Genomic DNA, 17029 nt, shown 5'->3' with positions numbered 1-17029 from the left:
AAAGAGTTAATAAATTAAAAAAGTCGTTATTGACAGTTGAATACAAAGGTAAACATCTATCAGCATAACGACTTTATGATATTGTTAAAAAATTATGCTTTAGCTTCAGCATCCGCTTTTACAGCTGGAGCTTCTTCTTTTTCAGATTTTCTTTCTGCATTACCTTCGATAATAGCAGCAGTAACTAAAGATAAAATTTTATCGATTGATTTAGAAGCATCATCGTTTGCTGGAATAACGTAGTCAACTTGACGTGGGTCAGAGTTCGTATCCACCATAGCGAAGATCGGAATGTTTAATTTTTGTGCTTCTTTAATCGCAATGTGTTCAGCTTTGATATCTACAACAAATAGAGCAGCTGGTAGACGAGTCATATCAGCAATAGAACCTAAGTTTTTCTCTAATTTTGCACGAAGACGCTCAACTTGTAAACGCTCTTTCTTAGAAAGCGTCATAAATGTACCGTCTTTTTTCATTCTATCAATAGAAGCCATTTTCTTAACAGCTTTACGGATAGTAACGAAGTTTGTTAACATACCACCTGGCCATCTTTCAGTGATGTAAGGCATGTTAGCTGCAGCTGCTTTTTCAGCTACGATGTCTTTCGCTTGCTTTTTTGTAGCAACGAAAAGGATTTTTCTTCCTGATGCAGCGATTTTTTTCAAAGCTTCATTCGCTTCTTCAATTTTAGCTGCAGTTTTATATAGATTGATAATGTGAATACCATTACGCTCCATATAGATATAAGGAGCCATGTTTGGATCCCATTTTCTAGTCATGTGTCCAAAGTGAACACCTGCTTCTAGTAATTCTTTTACTTCTACTTTGTTTGCCATTTTCTAATAGTTTACGTTCTGTTACTTTAGCAATGATTCAGTAGCGATTAACTCGGTCTCAACCATTTAGATGCTAAACTACTTCTTACAAAAAATGCAAGTGCGCAACAAAAACCTAGATTTTTTAATAATAAATAAATATTAACGTTTAGAGAATTGGAATCTCTTACGAGCTTTCTTCTGACCGAATTTCTTACGCTCAACCATACGAGGGTCACGAGTCAATAATCCTTCTGGTTTAAGAACAGCTCTGTTCTCAACATCAACTTCGCACATCGCTCTAGCAATTGCCATACGCACTGCCTCAGCTTGTCCTGTAGTTCCTCCACCATATACATTTACTTTGATGTCAAAGTTCTCAGCGTTCTCAGTAAGTGTAAGAGGCTGTAATACTTTGTACTGTAATGTACCTGTAGGGAAATAAATTTTAAAATCTTTTTTGTTTACTGTAATGTTTCCTGTTCCTTCTGAAACATAAACACGAGCAACAGCGGTCTTTCTTCTACCGATTTTGTGAATAACTCCCATTACTTAACTTCGTTTAAATTAACGGCTTTAGGTTGTTGAGCTCCATGTTTGTGCTCAGCGCCTACATTAACATTTAAATTACGGAATAATTGTGCTCCTAATTTGTTTTTAGGCAACATCCCTTTGATTGCTTTCTCTACTAATAATGCAGGATTTTTTTGTTGCATTACTTTAGCAGTTAAAGATCTTTGTCCTCCTGGGTAACCTGTGTGACGGATGTAAGTCTTGTCATCTAATTTGTTACCTGTTAGGTTGATTTTTTCTGCGTTGATTACGATTACGTTGTCTCCACAGTCTACGTGCGGCGTGTAATTTGTCTTGTGTTTACCTCTTAAAAGTGTTGCCACTTTAGAAGCAAGACGACCCAAATTTTGGCCTTCAGCATCTACAACTAACCATTCTTTTTGAACAGTTGCTTTGTTTGCTGATACAGTCTTGTAGCTTAAACTTTCCACAATAATTTTGTATTTAATTAAACATTCCATTCCCAATAAAGGGAGTGCAAAATTACATAATTTCTTTTATTATACAAATCCATACCACTGTTTTTTGCTTTTATTTGCTTTTAACAAGCTGAGTTGTAATTTGTTTGAATACAAGAACGCTTGTTTTTTTGCTTGCAAAAACAAAGAAAAAAATGGGATATTCTCTAAAATGAAGGATACTTATTCAGGGGTTTCGCATGTATAAGCTTCTAATTCTTTCAAACTTAGGTCTTTTCTTCATTTGTGAATTTACTTTCTAGCATAGTGACGTTGTAAACCGATGAAGGATTGAAAGAAGGAGGAGGAGGAGAAAAACACCCTGCTTTTATGGGAATATGTTGTTAATACAACTTAGGATTGTAATTCTCAGGATATTTTGCCATCGCTGGACTATAATAAGGGGCAATCTCATCCAATAAAGCTTCAAAGGATTTGTCTTCTACCCGTACTAATTTCATGATTCCACATTCCTTTTTTTTGTAATCTGCATAGCATAAAGCAATGGGGATATTGGTTTGTTTTGCAATGTGATAAAAACCTTGTTTCCATTTAGGCGAAAAGGAACGGGTGCCTTCAGGGGTATTGATCAAGGCAATCTCATCTGCTTCTTCAATAATTTGAACCGCATATTCTACTAAATTCTGACTTTTTGTACGATCTACTCCAATGCAGCCAATCGCTTTGAAGAAAAAACCAAACCACGATTTGGTATAATAATCTTTGATGAAGATTTTAAAAGGCATACCTAAAATCCAAAAACAAGCAAGACTGTAGTAAAAATCCCAATTGGTGGTATGGGGCACACAGATCAAAATAACTTTTTTTTCTTGTTTGAAAGATTCGTCGTGAACGACGAGCTTCCAACCTGTGATGCCTAACATGAATTTGCCCAATAATTTCTTCATGGTCTTGATTTAAAATGAAGTACAAAAATAGTTTTTAATTTGGAACTATTTCGATTTTAACGCAAGTCATAAAAAAAGGTTATTCCAGCGGAATAACCTTTTTGTTTTTATTGTGTATACCATTTTAAGCGTTTGCTTTTGGATCTGCTCCATATGCATTGTCGCCTTTATCGCCTTCTGTTGCCGCTAAGACAATATTGTAGATAGGGATTAAAATAAACCATCCACTTTTATTGATATCGTGCATTCTTCGAATAGCAACTGCTATGGTAGGTAGTAATACTGCCAAGCTGTAAATGTTACCAAGTAAAGCTGAATCAAATAATAACCCACTGATAAAACCTAGTACAAATGAAATAATAAGATTGACTAGCGTAAAATACCAAAACTCGCTTCTTCTTGCTCTACCATTGAAGTTTGCGTAGTTTTTTAATACGAAAACATAGTAATTAATCATAAATTTTCTTTTTTAAAATTTTACCAAATTTACATAAATTATTATGAATTACGATTTATTAATGTGCTTGCAGCCAATTTTCGCCAATTCCTAAATCAACAACTAAGGGTACTGCTAAGCTGAAAGCACTTTCCATTTCTTCTTTTACCATGGTTTTTAACGCATCCAATTCTTCTTTGTACGCATCAAAAACCAACTCATCGTGTACTTGTAATAGCATCTTCGATTTCCATTGTTCGCTGACTAGTCGCTTGTGAATGCGAATCATCGCAATTTTAATAATGTCTGCTGCGCTTCCCTGAATAGGCGCATTGACTGCATTTCGCTCTGCCGCACTGCGCACAACGGCATTTTGGGAATGGATATCTTTTAAATATCTTCTTCTGCCTAAAATCGTCTGTACATAACCATATTCGCGCGCAAACTCAATTTGTTGTGCGATATAGTCTTTTAGTTTTGGATAGGTTTCATAATAGGTATCAATCAATTCTTTACTTTCTGCACGAGATAAATTCGTTTGATTGCTCAATCCAAAGGCAGAAACACCATAGATGATTCCAAAGTTGACCGTTTTAGCATGACTTCGTTGTTCTTTGGTCACTTCTTCTAATGGAACATTGAATACACGTGCTGCTGTTGAACGGTGAATATCTTCTCCATTTTTGAAGGATTCAATCATATTGGGCTCTTCGCTCAATGCTGCAATAATGCGCAACTCAATTTGAGAGTAATCCGCCGCTAATAAAACGTAATTTTCATCGCGCGCAACAAATGCTTTACGTACCAAGCGCCCGCGTTCGGTACGAATCGGGATATTTTGTAAATTGGGATTATTTGAACTCAAACGTCCAGTTGCTGCTACAGCTTGCATATATTCTGTATGCACGCGATTCGTTACTGGATTGATTTGCTTCGGTAATGCATCTACATAGGTGTTTTGAAGCTTAATCAATTGACGCCAGTTCAAAATATCTTGCACAATAGCGTGTTTAGGTGCTAAATCACTCAGAATTTCCTCCCCAGTTGCATATTGTCCTGTTTTTGTTTTCTTCGGTTTAGATCCGCCAATCTGTAATTTTTCAAATAGGATATCTCCTAGTTGTTTGGGTGATGCTAAGTTGAACGTTTCTCCTGCTGTTTCGTAAATAGATTGCTCTAATTGTTTAATATCGCTGTCTAATGTAGTAGATAAAGTGTGTAGGAAATCAACGTCTAAGCGAATCCCTTCATTTTCCATATCAGCTAGTACTGAAACTAAAGGAATTTCAATTTCTCTAAATAATTGTGCCGTTTGAGTGGCTTCCAGTTGCGGTAAGAATACTTGTTTTAATTGAAAGGTAACATCCGCATCTTCTCCTGCGTATTCTTTGGTTAATTCAACTTCTACCTCTCGCATTGATTTCTGATTTTTTCCTTTTTTTCCAATTAAGGATTCAATTGGTTGAGGCGTATAATTCAGATAAGTCTCAGCCAATACATCCATGTTGTGACGCATATCTGGATTGATCAAATAATGGGCAATCATGGTATCAAACAGGGGATGGTTCACCTGAATATCATATTGTTTTAAAACTTTGATGTCGTATTTCAAGTTTTGTCCAATCTTTTCAATGCTATCAGATTCAAAGAAAGGCTTGAAATGTTCTAATGTCGCTAATACTTCTGTTTTATTTTCAGATAAAGGCACGTAGTATGCCGTTCCTTTATCATACGAAAATGCGAGTCCTACCAATTCCGCAGTTAAGGGATCCAAACCGGTAGTTTCTGTATCGAAACAAACACTTTGTTGTTGCATTAATTGCTGCGCTAACAAACGAATAGCCATTGGTGACTGAACCAATTGATAAACATGCTGTGTGGTTTCTAACGTTTGGTATGGGGATTGCGCACCACTTCCTTCTCCAGTTTCAAACAACGAAAATTGTTCTTCCTGGGCAAGAGAGGATGTTACAGTTGTAGTTGCAGGGACTGGTTGTGGACTTGAAGAAAAAATCTTGTCAAATTGCTCTTTCATTCTTCTGAATTCCAGCTCAATGAATAATGCATCTGTTTTTTCAACATCTGGTTGTTCTAAAATATAATTGTCCGCATTAAAAGTGACAGGACAATCCAAGATAATCGTAGCTAGTTTTTTAGAAAGTAAACCTTTCTCTTTATTTGCTTCGATGTTTTCTTTCATTTTGCCTTTTAGTTCATGGGTATGAGCTAAAAGGTTTTCCATCGAACCATATTCTTTGATGAATTTTTTTGCCGTTTTTTCACCAACGCCAGGTAATCCTGGAATATTGTCTACAGCATCTCCCATCATCCCCAAAAAATCAATTACCTGTTCAGGATGATCTACTTCGAATTTCTCTTTTACTCGTTCAACATCCCAAATTTCAATACCGTTGCCCATTCGAGCAGGTCTGTACATGACAATATTGTCCGAAACAAGCTGTGCGTAATCTTTATCTGGTGTAACCATATACACCATAAAATCTTCTTTTTCTGCTTGTTTAGAAATCGTTCCAATTAAATCATCTGCCTCAAAACCTGAAACTTCAATAATGGGAATATGCATCGCCTTTAAAATTTCCTTGATGTAAGGAACCGCAATTTTAATTGCTTCAGGTGTTACATCGCGATTGGCTTTGTATTCAGGAAAGATGGCTAAGCGATCTTTACTCCCCCCATTGTCAAAAGCAACAGCTAAATGATCTGGATTCTCTCTTTTGATTACATCCAAAAGGGAATTCATAAATCCTAAAATAGCAGAGGTATCTAATCCTTTAGAATTGATTCTTGGGTTTTTAATAAGCGCATAATAGCCTCTAAAAATTAAAGCATAGGCGTCTAATAAAAAAAGACGTTTTTGTTGAGCCATTGAATGATGGTTTTATTTAATACTGAATTAATTTCAAAGATAGTGATTTTGTTTTTTCTACGGGTGAATAAGTGTAAAGGGAATACAGTCCTTTCTGTAGGAGTAAATGGGATGTTATGGAAGAAAGTTGCTGTGGTGTGTCATTCGGTTTTGTATTATTTTGTGAATTAGGTCATTCTTTGTTTTTAAATTTAGTTTTATTGCATTTTTATTGATACAATTGTGTATTGTTTATTTTTAAAAAAAAAATATTATGAAAAATTTTCACCTTAAATTAGGGGTTTTGGCGTTGATTACTTCAGGATTACTTACTACTGTAGGTTGTTCGAGTGATGACCATAATTACCTTATAAAAGTAAATCCAGGGCCAGAAGAACCAGGAGAATCAGCAGAGAAAGCAACGTTGAAAGTGGAGGTTGTGACGGTAGAAGAAGAATCCGTTACGTTTAAGTTTGAAGCTACGGGTGCAGAGAAAATTTACTATTTAATTCAAGAAAAAAATCTTGCTGTAACAGCGAAACAAGTAAGGGAAGAAGGAAAATTAGTGGCTGATGCTAAGGCAGAACAAGTTGTAAAAGAATTAGAAGCAGATAAAGAATATGTGTTATATGCCCTAGCTTTAAATAAAGAAGATGTCGTTACATTTGATGAGAAAGGCACTGCTTTTAAAACAAAAAAAGCAATTGATATCGCTATTTCTATTACCGATGTTGATGCAACACATGAACGCGTAATTTTTACAGTAAACCCAACAGGTGCAGTAAAAATGCGTTATATGATTGTTGAGAAAAGTACAATGGAAGGAAGAACAATGACAGCGGAAGAGGTGTTAGAAGAAGGTTTTTCTATTGTAAAGGTAGATGGACCTAGTACATTGAAACCTAAAGTAGCAAAACCAAATACCGATTATATCATTTATGTTGCGGGAATCTCTGCAACGGATATTCATCTACTTGTTCAGGAAGAAGCACGTACAAAAGAGGAGTCGGAAGCTCCTATTGATGAAGAACTGCAAATAATGACCAACATGAATTTTGTTGGAGATGAAGTAGGGCATACAGTAGCCTATTATTTATATCTGTCTAATGATCAATGGGAGGTGCAATTTACTGTTGCTGCAGCTCAAGCAGAAGAAGATGTATTAAAAGAAGGACGTTATATCCGCAATGCGAGTCAGGGGCCAGGTAGACCAGGAGCTGATGAAGTAGCTAAAGCCTTCAAGATTATGAATAAAGAGACAAATGCTTTGGATACAGATATCGATTATGGCGAAATTAGAATCGCGAAAACATCTGCTACAGATTATAAAGTGGAAATAGAAATGGTGAGAAAAAGCGATGTAACCAAGCGTTTCAAAGCTAAATTTGAAGGTGTACCTGTAAAGGGTGAACCTAGACCATAAAAAATAAGGTAAACTAAAGGGGAAGATTAAAATTCTCTGTGTTTAGTATAGGATGAAAGGCAAATGCAAAATTTCTTGTATTTGCCTTTTTTTGTTTATAAAAAGGAGAAAAATCGCAGTTTTTGCTTGAAGGTTATTAATCTTTGTTAAAGATATTTTGATACGTTATACAAAAAACTAACTTTGTTACTTATAGCCTTTTACTATGTTGAATTTAGCATTCTTACTCCCTGTTTTATTGCTTGTTGAATTTTATACCTTTCAAGCGGTAAAACAGTTGACACGCCATAAATTTTTTCGAATACTATATTTTATCTGCTCTGCCTTGATTGTGGCTTATATTGCCTATGGATTTTCTCGTTTTGATCGTTCATCTGGACAAAACCACCAATCGATGTTGGCTGCTGCGTTGGTTATTTTAGTTTACTTACCGAAAGTATTAATTACAATATTGTTGCTTTTAGAGGATTTTGTACGCGTACTTCGCGGGATCCTACACTATTTTAAAAGAGAGAAAATAACGCGAAAAGATAGATTCCTTCCAGAAAGACGAAAATTCATTACCCAACTTGCGTTTGGAATTGCAGCAATTCCCTTTATTTCTGTATTACACGGAATTACAATCGGACGCTACAAGTTTCAGGTACATAAACACATCTTGACTTTTGAAGATTTACCAGAGGCTTTTGATGGGTTTACTATCACACAACTATCCGATATTCATTCTGGTAGTTTTGACAACCGAGAAAAATTAGAATATGCTATTGATTTAGTCAATCAACAACAGTCGGATGTCTTGTTATTCACTGGGGATTTAGTCAATAGTTTAGCAGGTGAAATGACGCCTTGGTTGGATGTGTTTCAAAAGATTGAACAACATCCCTTTGGCAATTATTCCATTTTAGGGAATCACGATTATGGAGAATACATCCAATGGGAAACGGATGAAGAACGCGAACGCAACTTTCAAGCCATTTGTAATTTGAGCCCAGCTATTGGGATGAAGTTATTGCGCAATGAACATGTACGCTTGCAAAAAGGTGAAGATAGCCTTGTTATTGTTGGAGTAGAGAATTGGGGAGAACGCGCTCATTTTATGAAATATGGCGATTTAGATCAATCGACAGTAGGGGTAACAGCGGAGGATTTTAAAGTTTTATTATCGCATGACCCTTCCCATTGGGAAGCTAAAGTATTGGATCACCCTAAAAATTTCCAGTTGACCTTAGCAGGACATACTCATGGTAGTCAGTTTGGAATAGAAATCCCCGGTTTTATTAAATGGAGCCCGATTCAATACGTGTATAAACAATGGGCAGGACTGTATGAAAAGATGGGAAAAATGATCTATGTGAATCGAGGATTTGGTTATCATGCCTACCAAGGACGAACTGGGATTTGGCCAGAGATAACGGTTCTCGAATTGCGCAAGAAAAAATAGTTTATTTTGATAAAATGTAATATTTTTGTAAGAATAAGTTGTTAAAGAATAAGTAAAATCAGTAACTGAGAGATTTATGTCAAAATTCGGAGATTTAGTAACAGCAGAAGTACCTGTATTAGTATATTTTTATGCCCAATGGAATGAAGCATGTACGGCTATGGACACTGTAATCTATGAAGTTGCAGCTGCTATGGGAGATCAATTGCGTATCGTAAAAATTGATGTAGCTAAAAATAATGAGTTAATCGATGCGTTGCGCATTAAGAAAGTTCCTACGATGTTGTTGTACAAAAAAGGAGCCATGATTTGGAGACAAAGCGGCGTAATGGAAACAGAAGCCTTACTCAGCGTAACTCAAACCCTATAAAGTTGCAAAGGAGTAGCCTTCTTTCTTCAAATACTCAAGAAGCAAAGGAAGTGCATACTTCATGTTTTTTTCAGCTTTTAAACTATCGTGAAAAACGATTATGCTACCAGGTGTAATCCGTTTAATTGTGCGCTTTAGACATTGTTGCGGACTTAAATCTGCTTCGTAGTCTTTGGTGATAATAGACCACATGATAATCTCATATCCCTGGTTCAATAAATAATTTGCTTGTTTCTTCGTTATTTTTCCATACGGTGGACGAAATAAAGAAGTTCCTTCTTTGTGGTGTTTGACAATCTCTTGTTGACACTGTTTGACATTTGCTATATAATCTTCAAGGGGCGTTTCCCATCCTTTTACATGGTGGAAGGTGTGGTTGCCAATGCGATGCTGCTCTGCTATGATCCGCTGAAAGATAGCTGGATGCTTTCTAATATTATCTCCAATACAAAAAAAAGTAGCAGGAATCTGCTGCTGCTGTAATACATCCAATACCCATTCCGTTACTTCTGGAATAGGACCGTCGTCAAAGGTGAGATAAATCACTTTGTCTTGCTTGGATTTTTGCCAAGTATAACGAGGAAAGAGAAAAGGAAGGATTCGCATAATTCAAAGATAAGAAAATTGGCTAGTTTTTTTGGAAGAGATGAGAAGATTAGATGGTGAGATGGTGAGATGGTGAGATGGTTAGGTGGTGAGAAGAAGTCAGGTTAGGCAAATCTCACGAAGCCCAAACCTCGCAAAGTACAAATCGCACGAAGTACAAACCTCACAAAGTACAAACCTTACAAAGAACAGGTCTCACGAAGCACAGATCTCACAAAAAGCAAAGCCCAAACCTCGATACGATATCAAAAAAAATAGCAGTAAGCTTTTGCTCACTGCTATTTTTAACTATGGATGTGTGTGTTGGAGTGTTCTATTCTAATCCACCACCTAATGAACGATACAACTGAACTAAAGTAGTCAATTGAGTCAATTCTGTGTTGATGTAGCTTAATTCAGCAGCAAGCGCACTTTCTCTAGCGGTTAATACATCTAGATAAGTTGCCATACCTTGCACTAATAATTCTTCAGAATAAGTAGTTGCTAATTGATAAGCTTCGTATTCTTTTTTCTTTAAATCTAATTTTTCAGAAGCACTTTCATACGTATACAACGCATCAGATACCTCTTTAGAAGCTGTTAAGATTGCTTTCTTATAACCTAAATACGCTTGTTCTTTTTTAGATTGAGCTACTTGGTGTTGGGTTCTAATTTGTCTACCGTTTAATAAAGGTTGAGTTAAACCTCCAATAAAGTTACCGAATAAAGAACTTGCATTGAATAAATTGTCAATATCTGTACTTTGAAGCCCTCCATTAGCTGTTAAGCGAAAAGATGGAAAGAAGTTTGCTCTAGCAACATTTGTCATTTCAAATGCGTTTACTAAACCATATTCTGCTGCTCTAACGTCAGGACGATTACTCAATAGCTGCATTGGAATACCAACGGATAAATCAGCATTGATTTTTTGGTTGCTTAGTTTTTCTCTTTTGATTTCACCAGGTGTTTGACCTAATAAAATACTGAACGTGTTTTCAGTTAATTTGATGTTATTGTTCAAATCAACCAACAACGCTTGAGCATTATACAATTGCGCTTGCGTTTGTTTTACCGCAATTTCGTCCACTTGTCCCGATTCTTTTAATGCGTGAATCGTTTCCAAACTGTTTTTTCTATTGGCAATTGTAAGTTCCGTAATCTCTTTTTGTTTATCTAAAGCAACCAATTGAAAATAAGTGGTAGCAATAGTTGAAATTAATTGTGTTTTTACGGCTTGTTGAGCTGAAACGGTTTGTAAATAGCTCGCAACAAAAGCTCTTTTGTTACTTCTTAATTTACCCCATACATCTAATTCCCATGCAAATTGCCCTGTGATATCTACTTGGTCTGTTTTGATTCTATCTCCACCTCCCATGATTTGACTCATCGGCGTATTCTTTGATTGAATACTATGGGTATAATTTCCGCCAACACTCAAGGTAGGAGCAAACCCCCATTTTCCTTGTTGCATATAAGCATGCGCTGCGTTAATGTTCTCAATAGCAATAAGCATATCTAAGTTATTCTCTAACCCTGTTTCGATATGTTGAATCAAGGTTTGATCAGAGAACAACTCCTTCCATGACATGGCTGCCATGGAAAGAGAGTCTGCTGTATTGCTACCTCTATATTGTTCCTCTTGAATAACGTCGGGTCTATCATATTTTTTTGCAACTATACATGATTGCATGGTAAGCCCTAATATTGCAACAGGAATCGCTCTGTATATATATTGTTTTTTCATGTTATTCAGACTTAATTTCTTCAAATTTAATTGGTTTAATTTTCTCTTGAAGATATTGGAATATTGCATATAATACTGGGATTACAAATACTCCAATGATAGTACCAATCAATAAACCGAAGGCTGCACCTGTACCAATTGAACGGTTTCCGATATAACCTACTCCACCAGCAAATACCAATGGCATTAATCCTAAGATAAACGCGAATGAAGTCATTAGAATCGGTCTTAAACGTGCTTTTGCTCCATTAATCGCTGATTCTACAATCGATTCACCATGTCTTCTACGTTGAACGGCGAACTCCACAATTAAAATGGCATTTTTCGCGAGTAGTCCAACAAGCATGACCAGGGCAATCTGGAAGTAAATATTGTTTTCTAATCCTGCTACCTTTTGTGCAATGAACGCTCCCATAATACCTGTAGGTAAAGATAAGATTACCGCAAATGGCAACATATAACTTTCATACTGTGCAGATAATAAGAAATAAACGAATACCACACACAAGAAGAAAATAAGTACAGTTTGGTTACCTGCGCTAATCTCCTCACGAGATAATCCCGTAAAGTCAATACCATAACCTGATGAAAGGTTTTGTTGTGCAACTTCTTGAACGGCTTTAATCGCATCCCCTGAACTGAATCCAGGTTTTGGTGCACCTGTAATATTCGATGAGGTAAATAAGTTGTAACGGTTAATTGATTGCGGTCCATATACTTTTGTTAAGTTCACAAACTGCGTAATAGGAGCCATTTCACCTGAACCTGTTCTTACATAAATTTCATTTAAGCTATTTACATTTGAACGATATTCTGGTAAAGATTGAACCATTACACGGAATTGTTTACCAAAACGAGTAAAGTCAGCCGCATAAATACCTCCAATATATCCTTGTAAAGCAGAGAAAATATCACTTACTAATACACCTGATTCTTTAGCTCTCGGAATATTTAAGTCTAACTCGTACTGTGCGTAGTTCGTATTAAATGACGATTGCGCATACATAATCTCAGGACGTTGCATTAAGGCTCCTAAGTATTCTTTTGATTTTGTATCAAAATCGGTTAAAGAACCTCCTGTTTTGTCCAATAATTTTAACTCAAAACCAGATGACATACCGAAACCAGGAATACTTGGCGGTTGGAAGAAAATCATTCTTGCATCTTGGAATTGTGTCGCTGCTATACCGAATAATTTTCCAATTACCACATCAGTAGCTAATTCTGGCGCTTTTCTTTCTTTAAAGTCTTTCAACTTAATCATGGCCATACCGTAGTTAGATCCCTGACCGTTGATGAAAGAGAATCCTGATACTACAGTTACCCCATCAACACCTGGAATTTGTTCTACAATTTTAGAGAATTCTCTCTGAATGGCTACTACACGGTCTTGAGAAGCACCTGCTGGCAATTCGATATTACCCATAATAAATCCACGGTCTTCGTTTGGTACGAATCCTGTAGGCATTGTTTTCGCTGAATAATACGTAACTCCTAAACACACTAGTAAAACAAGAAACGTTAACCACTTGTGTTTTAATAATAATTTGAATGAATTACCATAACGCTCTGTAATACTGTTAAACGCAATGTTGAACGCTCTAAAGAAACGTTGAAGTAAATTCTTTCTTTTTCCATTATCCACTACATCGTGGTGTTTCAAGAATACCGCACATAAAGCTGGACTCAATGTCAAGGCGTTTACAGCCGAAATTAAAATCGCAATAATAAGCGTAATACCGAACTGTTTATAGAATACCCCTGTTGGACCACTAATAAACGTTACGGGAATAAATACCGCCGCCATTACTAAGGTAATAGAGATAATCGCACCAGAAATTTCATCCATCGTACTCTTACTCGCTTCTAATGCATCCTCTCCTGTGGCTTCCATCTTGGCGTGGACGGCCTCCACCACAACGATGGCATCATCCACCACAATCCCGATGGCGAGTACGAGGGCAAATAGCGTTAGTAAGTTCAACGAGAATCCAAATGCATTCAAGAAGAAGAACGTACCTACAATCGAAACAGGTACCGCAATTAATGGAATTAATGTCGATCTAAAATCTTGTAAGAAAATATATACTACGAAGAATACTAAGATAAACGCTTCAATTAGGGTAGTAACTACTTTACTAATTGATGCATCCAAGAATTCGTTGGTATCCATCAATACTTTGTAGTGAATTCCCTCAGGGAAACTTTTAGATAAGGATTCTAATTCAGCATGTAAGTGCTTGTTAATTTCTTGAGCGTTTGATCCTGGCGTTTGATAAATCGCCATAGCAACCGCTGGGTGTCCGTCTAATTCTGAGTTTCCTACATAAGACATCGCACCTAATTCGATTTTAGCTACGTCTTTTAGTAATAAAACTTGTCCATTAGCCAATGATTTCACAACAATATTTTCATATTGCTCTTGTGTTTTGTATTTACCACTGTATTTGATAACATATTGGAATGCTTCCGCATTGTTTTCACCCAATTGTCCTGCAGCGGCCTCCAAACTTTGCTCGTTTAATACACGAACAACATCTGAAGGAACTAAGCCATAGGCTTTCATTTTTGATGGTTCAATCCAAATACGCATCGAGTAGTTACGCGAACCAAAAGCTGATGCATCTCCAACACCACTTACACGTTTTAACTCAGGAATAACGTTAATATTCATGTAGTTTTGAATGTAAATCGCGTCGTAATTTGGATTTTCAGAGTAGAACGAAAGGAACATCAACGCACTCGTTTGTTGTTTCTGTGTGGTTACCCCTGAACGCGTTACCTCTGCCGGTAAAAGCGGTGTGGCACGTGCCACACGGTTCTGTACGTTTACTGCTGCAATATCCGGGTCTACCCCTTGTTTAAAGATTACTTGAATACTTGCACTACCATCATTACTGGCTGTAGAAGTAATGTAATCCATGTTTTCCACCCCGTTTACTTGTTCTTCAATCGGAATGATAACACTTTGCATTACAGTCTCAGCATTCGCTCCAGGATAACTGGCGTTAATCTGTACTGTTGCAGGCGCAATATCTGGATATTGCGTTACAGGAAGTGCGGTTAATCCCAGCACCCCTAAGATTACTATTAAGATAGAAATAACTGTCGATAGAACAGGTCTTTCAATAAATGTCTTTAACATAGTTTAGAATGTTGGTTTGATGCTGTTGTTAATCTCTTCAATTGAAGTTGGAGCTGGTGTAATAGCTGAACCATTGCGCAATGTACCCAATCCAGTACCTACAACAGTTTGCCCTTTTTCAAGCCCTGATTTTACAACTGCTAACTTGTTTACGCGATCCACTACTTCAATTGGTGTCGCTTTAACTGTATCATTTTCTACTTTGTACACATACACTTGTCCTTGTTGTTCGAATGTCGCTGATTCTGGAACAACAGTAGCGTCTTTATACGTTTGTGGAATTAATAGGGTACCACTGTTTCCTGTACTTAAGATTCTGTCTTTGTTCGGGAAGGCAGCACGTACTTGAACCGTACCTGTAGCCGTATTAATTTGTCCACTGATTGTCTCAATTTTTCCAGCGTATTCGTAGGTAGTACCATTAGCTAACTGCAATTTTACCTCTGGTAAGTGTGTTAGTTTTTCTTTTAGGCTATTCCCTTGAATTTTTTCTAAGAAGTTGAAGTACTCTTTCTCATTCATTGAAAAATAAGCAAATACCTCACTATCATCAGAAACTGTTGTTAATGGAGTAGGGTCGCTTGGTGAAATTAAAGTTCCTTCACGGAAAGCAATGGCTCCTACAATACCATCAATTGGACTTCTCACAATAGAGAAATCAATATTAGCCACAACACTATTGTAATTGGCTTTAGCAGAAGCCAATTGGCTTTGTGCACTAGCTAAATTTGCTTTTGCTGTTTCTAATTGAATATTACTAATAATTCCTTTTTGAACTAAGGGAACTAATTTATCTACGTTTACTTGAGCCACATTTACTTGTGCTTCAGCTGTTTTAATAGCTGCTTTACTAGCATCTGCATTTTGAGATAAAATATTAGTCTCTAGGCGAAATAAAGGTTGTCCTTTTTTTACAGTTGCTCCTTCATCCACGTATACCTCTTGGATGTATCCTGTTATTTTCGCGCGAACGCTACTAGTAACCTTACCTTGAAGAGAAGTAGGGTACGCAGTGTAACCCACAATATCTTGTGTAGGAACTTGAACAACTTTGTATGGCATTGGACCTTGCCCTCCTTGTGCTTGCTCTTTTTTACCGCATGAAATTACGGCCAAAGAAAGAGAACCAAGAACGATAGTATGCAAATAACGTTTCATATAAATTACTGGTTTGTACTTTTTAATTTTTCTATTGTGTTTGTTAACTGAACTTTACTGTTTTCTAAATGCTCAATGTAGAGCTTCATCTTCGCTTGACAGTTGTTGGAATTAATTAATCCTTCTTCAACAAAACCTTTAAGTTTGAGTGTTAAGGTTGATTCTCTGTCTAACATGTTCTTAATCAACTCCAATCGCGTTGTAATAAAATTAGAGTTTAAACGAAAAAATCGCTTCCGCTCATCAATCTTATTGAAATGTTCGATTTGATTGTTGCTGATTAGTAAATTTAAACTCGTCGATACGGAACTCTTACTCGCGTTTAGCCGTTCAACAAGTTCGTCAAATGTAACGCCGTCTCTGTTGTTATTGAACATGATGTAGGTGTAGATCTGAGCCGTAAGAGGCGAGAAATGATAGACTACTTCATGATGTGCACAGAAGTCTTGAAACAAATCGACTAATCTTTGATCGTATTGCATTATGGAAATAACTCTTAATAATAATTATACACGGCAAAGATAGTGTTAGTTTTGTTCTTTCCGAACCAAACAAACTTAAAGTTCTCTTAAATTATGTGGACGTCGTCTAAATAATGTAGAAAGTCAATGTTAAAAAGGGGTGAGAAGGTTTTTTTTGTTTTTTATTTTGAACATTTTAGCTTTAAAATCGCAAAAAATATTTCTTTTTTTTAGTTTTATGAATGTAGTATGTTCGATAAAATTGCGTATTTGACAAGTTAAAAGGGGTTCTAGAAGGGTTTTAGTTTTGGAAAAAAGGTTGATTTAAACGCCGTTCGTCATGGAAAATGGTAAGGGAATTAGTGGAAAATGCGGTTGTGTAAATGAAAAAAAGAAAGAGGAGCGGTTCAGAAGAAGAGGTTTATAGCGAAATCAGGGTGAAAAAAGATTTTTTTTAGGCGTTTGTTTACGGATATCTCGTTGATATTCTGCATGAAGAAAAAAAAATGAAACGGGCGTAAAAAAAATATCTTTTTATTTCTTGCATAAAATTTGAAAAATGCCTTATATTTGCATCCACAATTGCGGAAGTAGCTCAGTTGGTAGAGCTCCAGCCTTCCAAGCTGGTTGTCGCGAGTTCGAGCCT

General features: G+C 36.5%; 14 protein-coding genes. 3 read left to right on the top strand and 11 right to left on the bottom strand.

Translation table 11 applies throughout. The annotated features are described in order from the left end of the window. Window positions 1-92: 92 nt before the first annotated feature. The 6 genes from rpsB to polA all read right to left on the bottom strand — a co-directional run bounded on the left by rpsB (window position 93) and on the right by polA (window position 6077). On the bottom strand, window positions 93-836 hold the full coding sequence (gene rpsB / locus AWV75_RS12955) for a 30S ribosomal protein S2 (RefSeq protein WP_002987799.1): 744 nt from the start codon (window positions 834-836) through the stop codon (window positions 93-95). Between the two features lie 141 nt (window positions 837-977). Beyond that, on the bottom strand, window positions 978-1364 hold the full coding sequence (rpsI, locus tag AWV75_RS12950; protein WP_060874783.1) for a 30S ribosomal protein S9: 387 nt from the start codon (window positions 1362-1364) through the stop codon (window positions 978-980). Then, window positions 1364-1819 carry a 50S ribosomal protein L13 gene (rplM, locus tag AWV75_RS12945; RefSeq protein WP_036462661.1) on the bottom strand — a complete coding sequence of 152 codons (456 nt, stop codon included), beginning with the start codon at window positions 1817-1819 and terminating at the stop codon, window positions 1364-1366. Before rplM ends, rpsI begins: the two co-directional genes overlap by 1 nt. 371 nt (window positions 1820-2190) lie before the next feature. Continuing rightward, a complete protein-coding gene (locus AWV75_RS12940; protein ID WP_060874782.1) occupies window positions 2191-2754 on the bottom strand; it encodes a 1-acyl-sn-glycerol-3-phosphate acyltransferase in 564 nt (187 codons plus the stop codon). A 124-nt stretch (window positions 2755-2878) separates the two neighbouring features. Beyond that, window positions 2879-3211, bottom strand: a complete 333-nt coding sequence (locus AWV75_RS12935; protein ID WP_060874781.1) for a DUF805 domain-containing protein — start codon at window positions 3209-3211, stop codon at window positions 2879-2881. Between the two features lie 58 nt (window positions 3212-3269). After that, window positions 3270-6077 carry a DNA polymerase I gene (gene polA, locus AWV75_RS12930; RefSeq protein WP_060874780.1) on the bottom strand — a complete coding sequence of 936 codons (2808 nt, stop codon included), beginning with the start codon at window positions 6075-6077 and terminating at the stop codon, window positions 3270-3272. A 253-nt stretch (window positions 6078-6330) separates the two neighbouring features. Between polA and AWV75_RS12925 the strand changes: the two genes are divergently transcribed. From AWV75_RS12925 to AWV75_RS12915, 3 genes are all read left to right on the top strand, one after another. Further along, window positions 6331-7479 carry a hypothetical protein gene (locus AWV75_RS12925; RefSeq protein ID WP_060874779.1) on the top strand — a complete coding sequence of 383 codons (1149 nt, stop codon included), beginning with the start codon at window positions 6331-6333 and terminating at the stop codon, window positions 7477-7479. Between the two features lie 205 nt (window positions 7480-7684). Then, a complete protein-coding gene (locus tag AWV75_RS12920) occupies window positions 7685-8920 on the top strand; it encodes a metallophosphoesterase (protein ID WP_060874778.1) in 1236 nt (411 codons plus the stop codon). Window positions 8921-8996: 76 nt separating this feature from the next. Then, window positions 8997-9290, top strand: a complete 294-nt coding sequence (locus tag AWV75_RS12915; protein ID WP_060874777.1) for a thioredoxin family protein — start codon at window positions 8997-8999, stop codon at window positions 9288-9290. On the opposite strand, the gene AWV75_RS12910 is transcribed toward AWV75_RS12915, so the two are convergent. The 5 genes from AWV75_RS12910 to AWV75_RS12890 form a co-directional block, all read right to left on the bottom strand. Next, complete coding sequence (locus AWV75_RS12910; protein ID WP_060874776.1) at window positions 9285-9896, bottom strand: polysaccharide deacetylase family protein; 612 nt, start codon at window positions 9894-9896, stop codon at window positions 9285-9287. The two genes, AWV75_RS12915 and AWV75_RS12910, sit on opposite strands and share 6 nt — an antisense overlap. 313 nt (window positions 9897-10209) lie before the next feature. Further along, the gene (locus AWV75_RS12905) at window positions 10210-11619 is read right to left on the bottom strand and encodes an efflux transporter outer membrane subunit (protein ID WP_060874848.1); all 1410 of its coding nucleotides are present in this window, start codon (window positions 11617-11619) and stop codon (window positions 10210-10212) included. A 1-nt stretch (window position 11620) separates the two neighbouring features. Further along, window positions 11621-14764 carry an efflux RND transporter permease subunit gene (locus AWV75_RS12900; RefSeq protein ID WP_060874775.1) on the bottom strand — a complete coding sequence of 1048 codons (3144 nt, stop codon included), beginning with the start codon at window positions 14762-14764 and terminating at the stop codon, window positions 11621-11623. 3 nt (window positions 14765-14767) lie between these two features. Next, complete coding sequence (locus AWV75_RS12895) at window positions 14768-15922, bottom strand: efflux RND transporter periplasmic adaptor subunit (protein WP_060874774.1); 1155 nt, start codon at window positions 15920-15922, stop codon at window positions 14768-14770. Between the two features lie 5 nt (window positions 15923-15927). Further along, on the bottom strand, window positions 15928-16404 hold the full coding sequence (locus tag AWV75_RS12890; protein WP_060874773.1) for a GbsR/MarR family transcriptional regulator: 477 nt from the start codon (window positions 16402-16404) through the stop codon (window positions 15928-15930). Window positions 16405-17029: the final 625 nt, after the last annotated feature.

Origin of the sequence: Myroides odoratus (assembly GCF_001549985.1) — a bacterium.
Classification (GTDB): domain Bacteria; phylum Bacteroidota; class Bacteroidia; order Flavobacteriales; family Flavobacteriaceae; genus Flavobacterium; species Flavobacterium odoratum_A.
The sequence above is the reverse complement of the archived record's forward strand: the minus strand, read 5'-3'. Positions and strand labels throughout refer to the sequence as shown.

Excerpts from the sequence above, each read along its gene's own strand:
- rpsB (WP_002987799.1), bottom strand. The coding sequence starts at position 836 with ATGGCAAACAAAGTAGAAGTAAAAGAATTACTAGAAGCAGGTGTTCAC.
- rpsI (WP_060874783.1), bottom strand. The coding sequence starts at position 1,364 with ATGGGAGTTATTCACAAAATCGGTAGAAGAAAGACCGCTGTTGCTCGT.
- AWV75_RS12940 (WP_060874782.1), bottom strand. The coding sequence starts at position 2,754 with ATGAAGAAATTATTGGGCAAATTCATGTTAGGCATCACAGGTTGGAAG.
- AWV75_RS12935 (WP_060874781.1), bottom strand. The coding sequence starts at position 3,211 with ATGATTAATTACTATGTTTTCGTATTAAAAAACTACGCAAACTTCAAT.
- polA (WP_060874780.1), bottom strand. The coding sequence starts at position 6,077 with ATGGCTCAACAAAAACGTCTTTTTTTATTAGACGCCTATGCTTTAATT.
- AWV75_RS12925 (WP_060874779.1), top strand. The coding sequence starts at position 6,331 with ATGAAAAATTTTCACCTTAAATTAGGGGTTTTGGCGTTGATTACTTCA.
- AWV75_RS12920 (WP_060874778.1), top strand. The coding sequence starts at position 7,685 with ATGTTGAATTTAGCATTCTTACTCCCTGTTTTATTGCTTGTTGAATTT.
- AWV75_RS12915 (WP_060874777.1), top strand. The coding sequence starts at position 8,997 with ATGTCAAAATTCGGAGATTTAGTAACAGCAGAAGTACCTGTATTAGTA.
- AWV75_RS12910 (WP_060874776.1), bottom strand. The coding sequence starts at position 9,896 with ATGCGAATCCTTCCTTTTCTCTTTCCTCGTTATACTTGGCAAAAATCC.
- AWV75_RS12905 (WP_060874848.1), bottom strand. The coding sequence starts at position 11,619 with ATGAAAAAACAATATATATACAGAGCGATTCCTGTTGCAATATTAGGG.
- AWV75_RS12900 (WP_060874775.1), bottom strand. The coding sequence starts at position 14,764 with ATGTTAAAGACATTTATTGAAAGACCTGTTCTATCGACAGTTATTTCT.
- AWV75_RS12895 (WP_060874774.1), bottom strand. The coding sequence starts at position 15,922 with ATGAAACGTTATTTGCATACTATCGTTCTTGGTTCTCTTTCTTTGGCC.
- AWV75_RS12890 (WP_060874773.1), bottom strand. The coding sequence starts at position 16,404 with ATGCAATACGATCAAAGATTAGTCGATTTGTTTCAAGACTTCTGTGCA.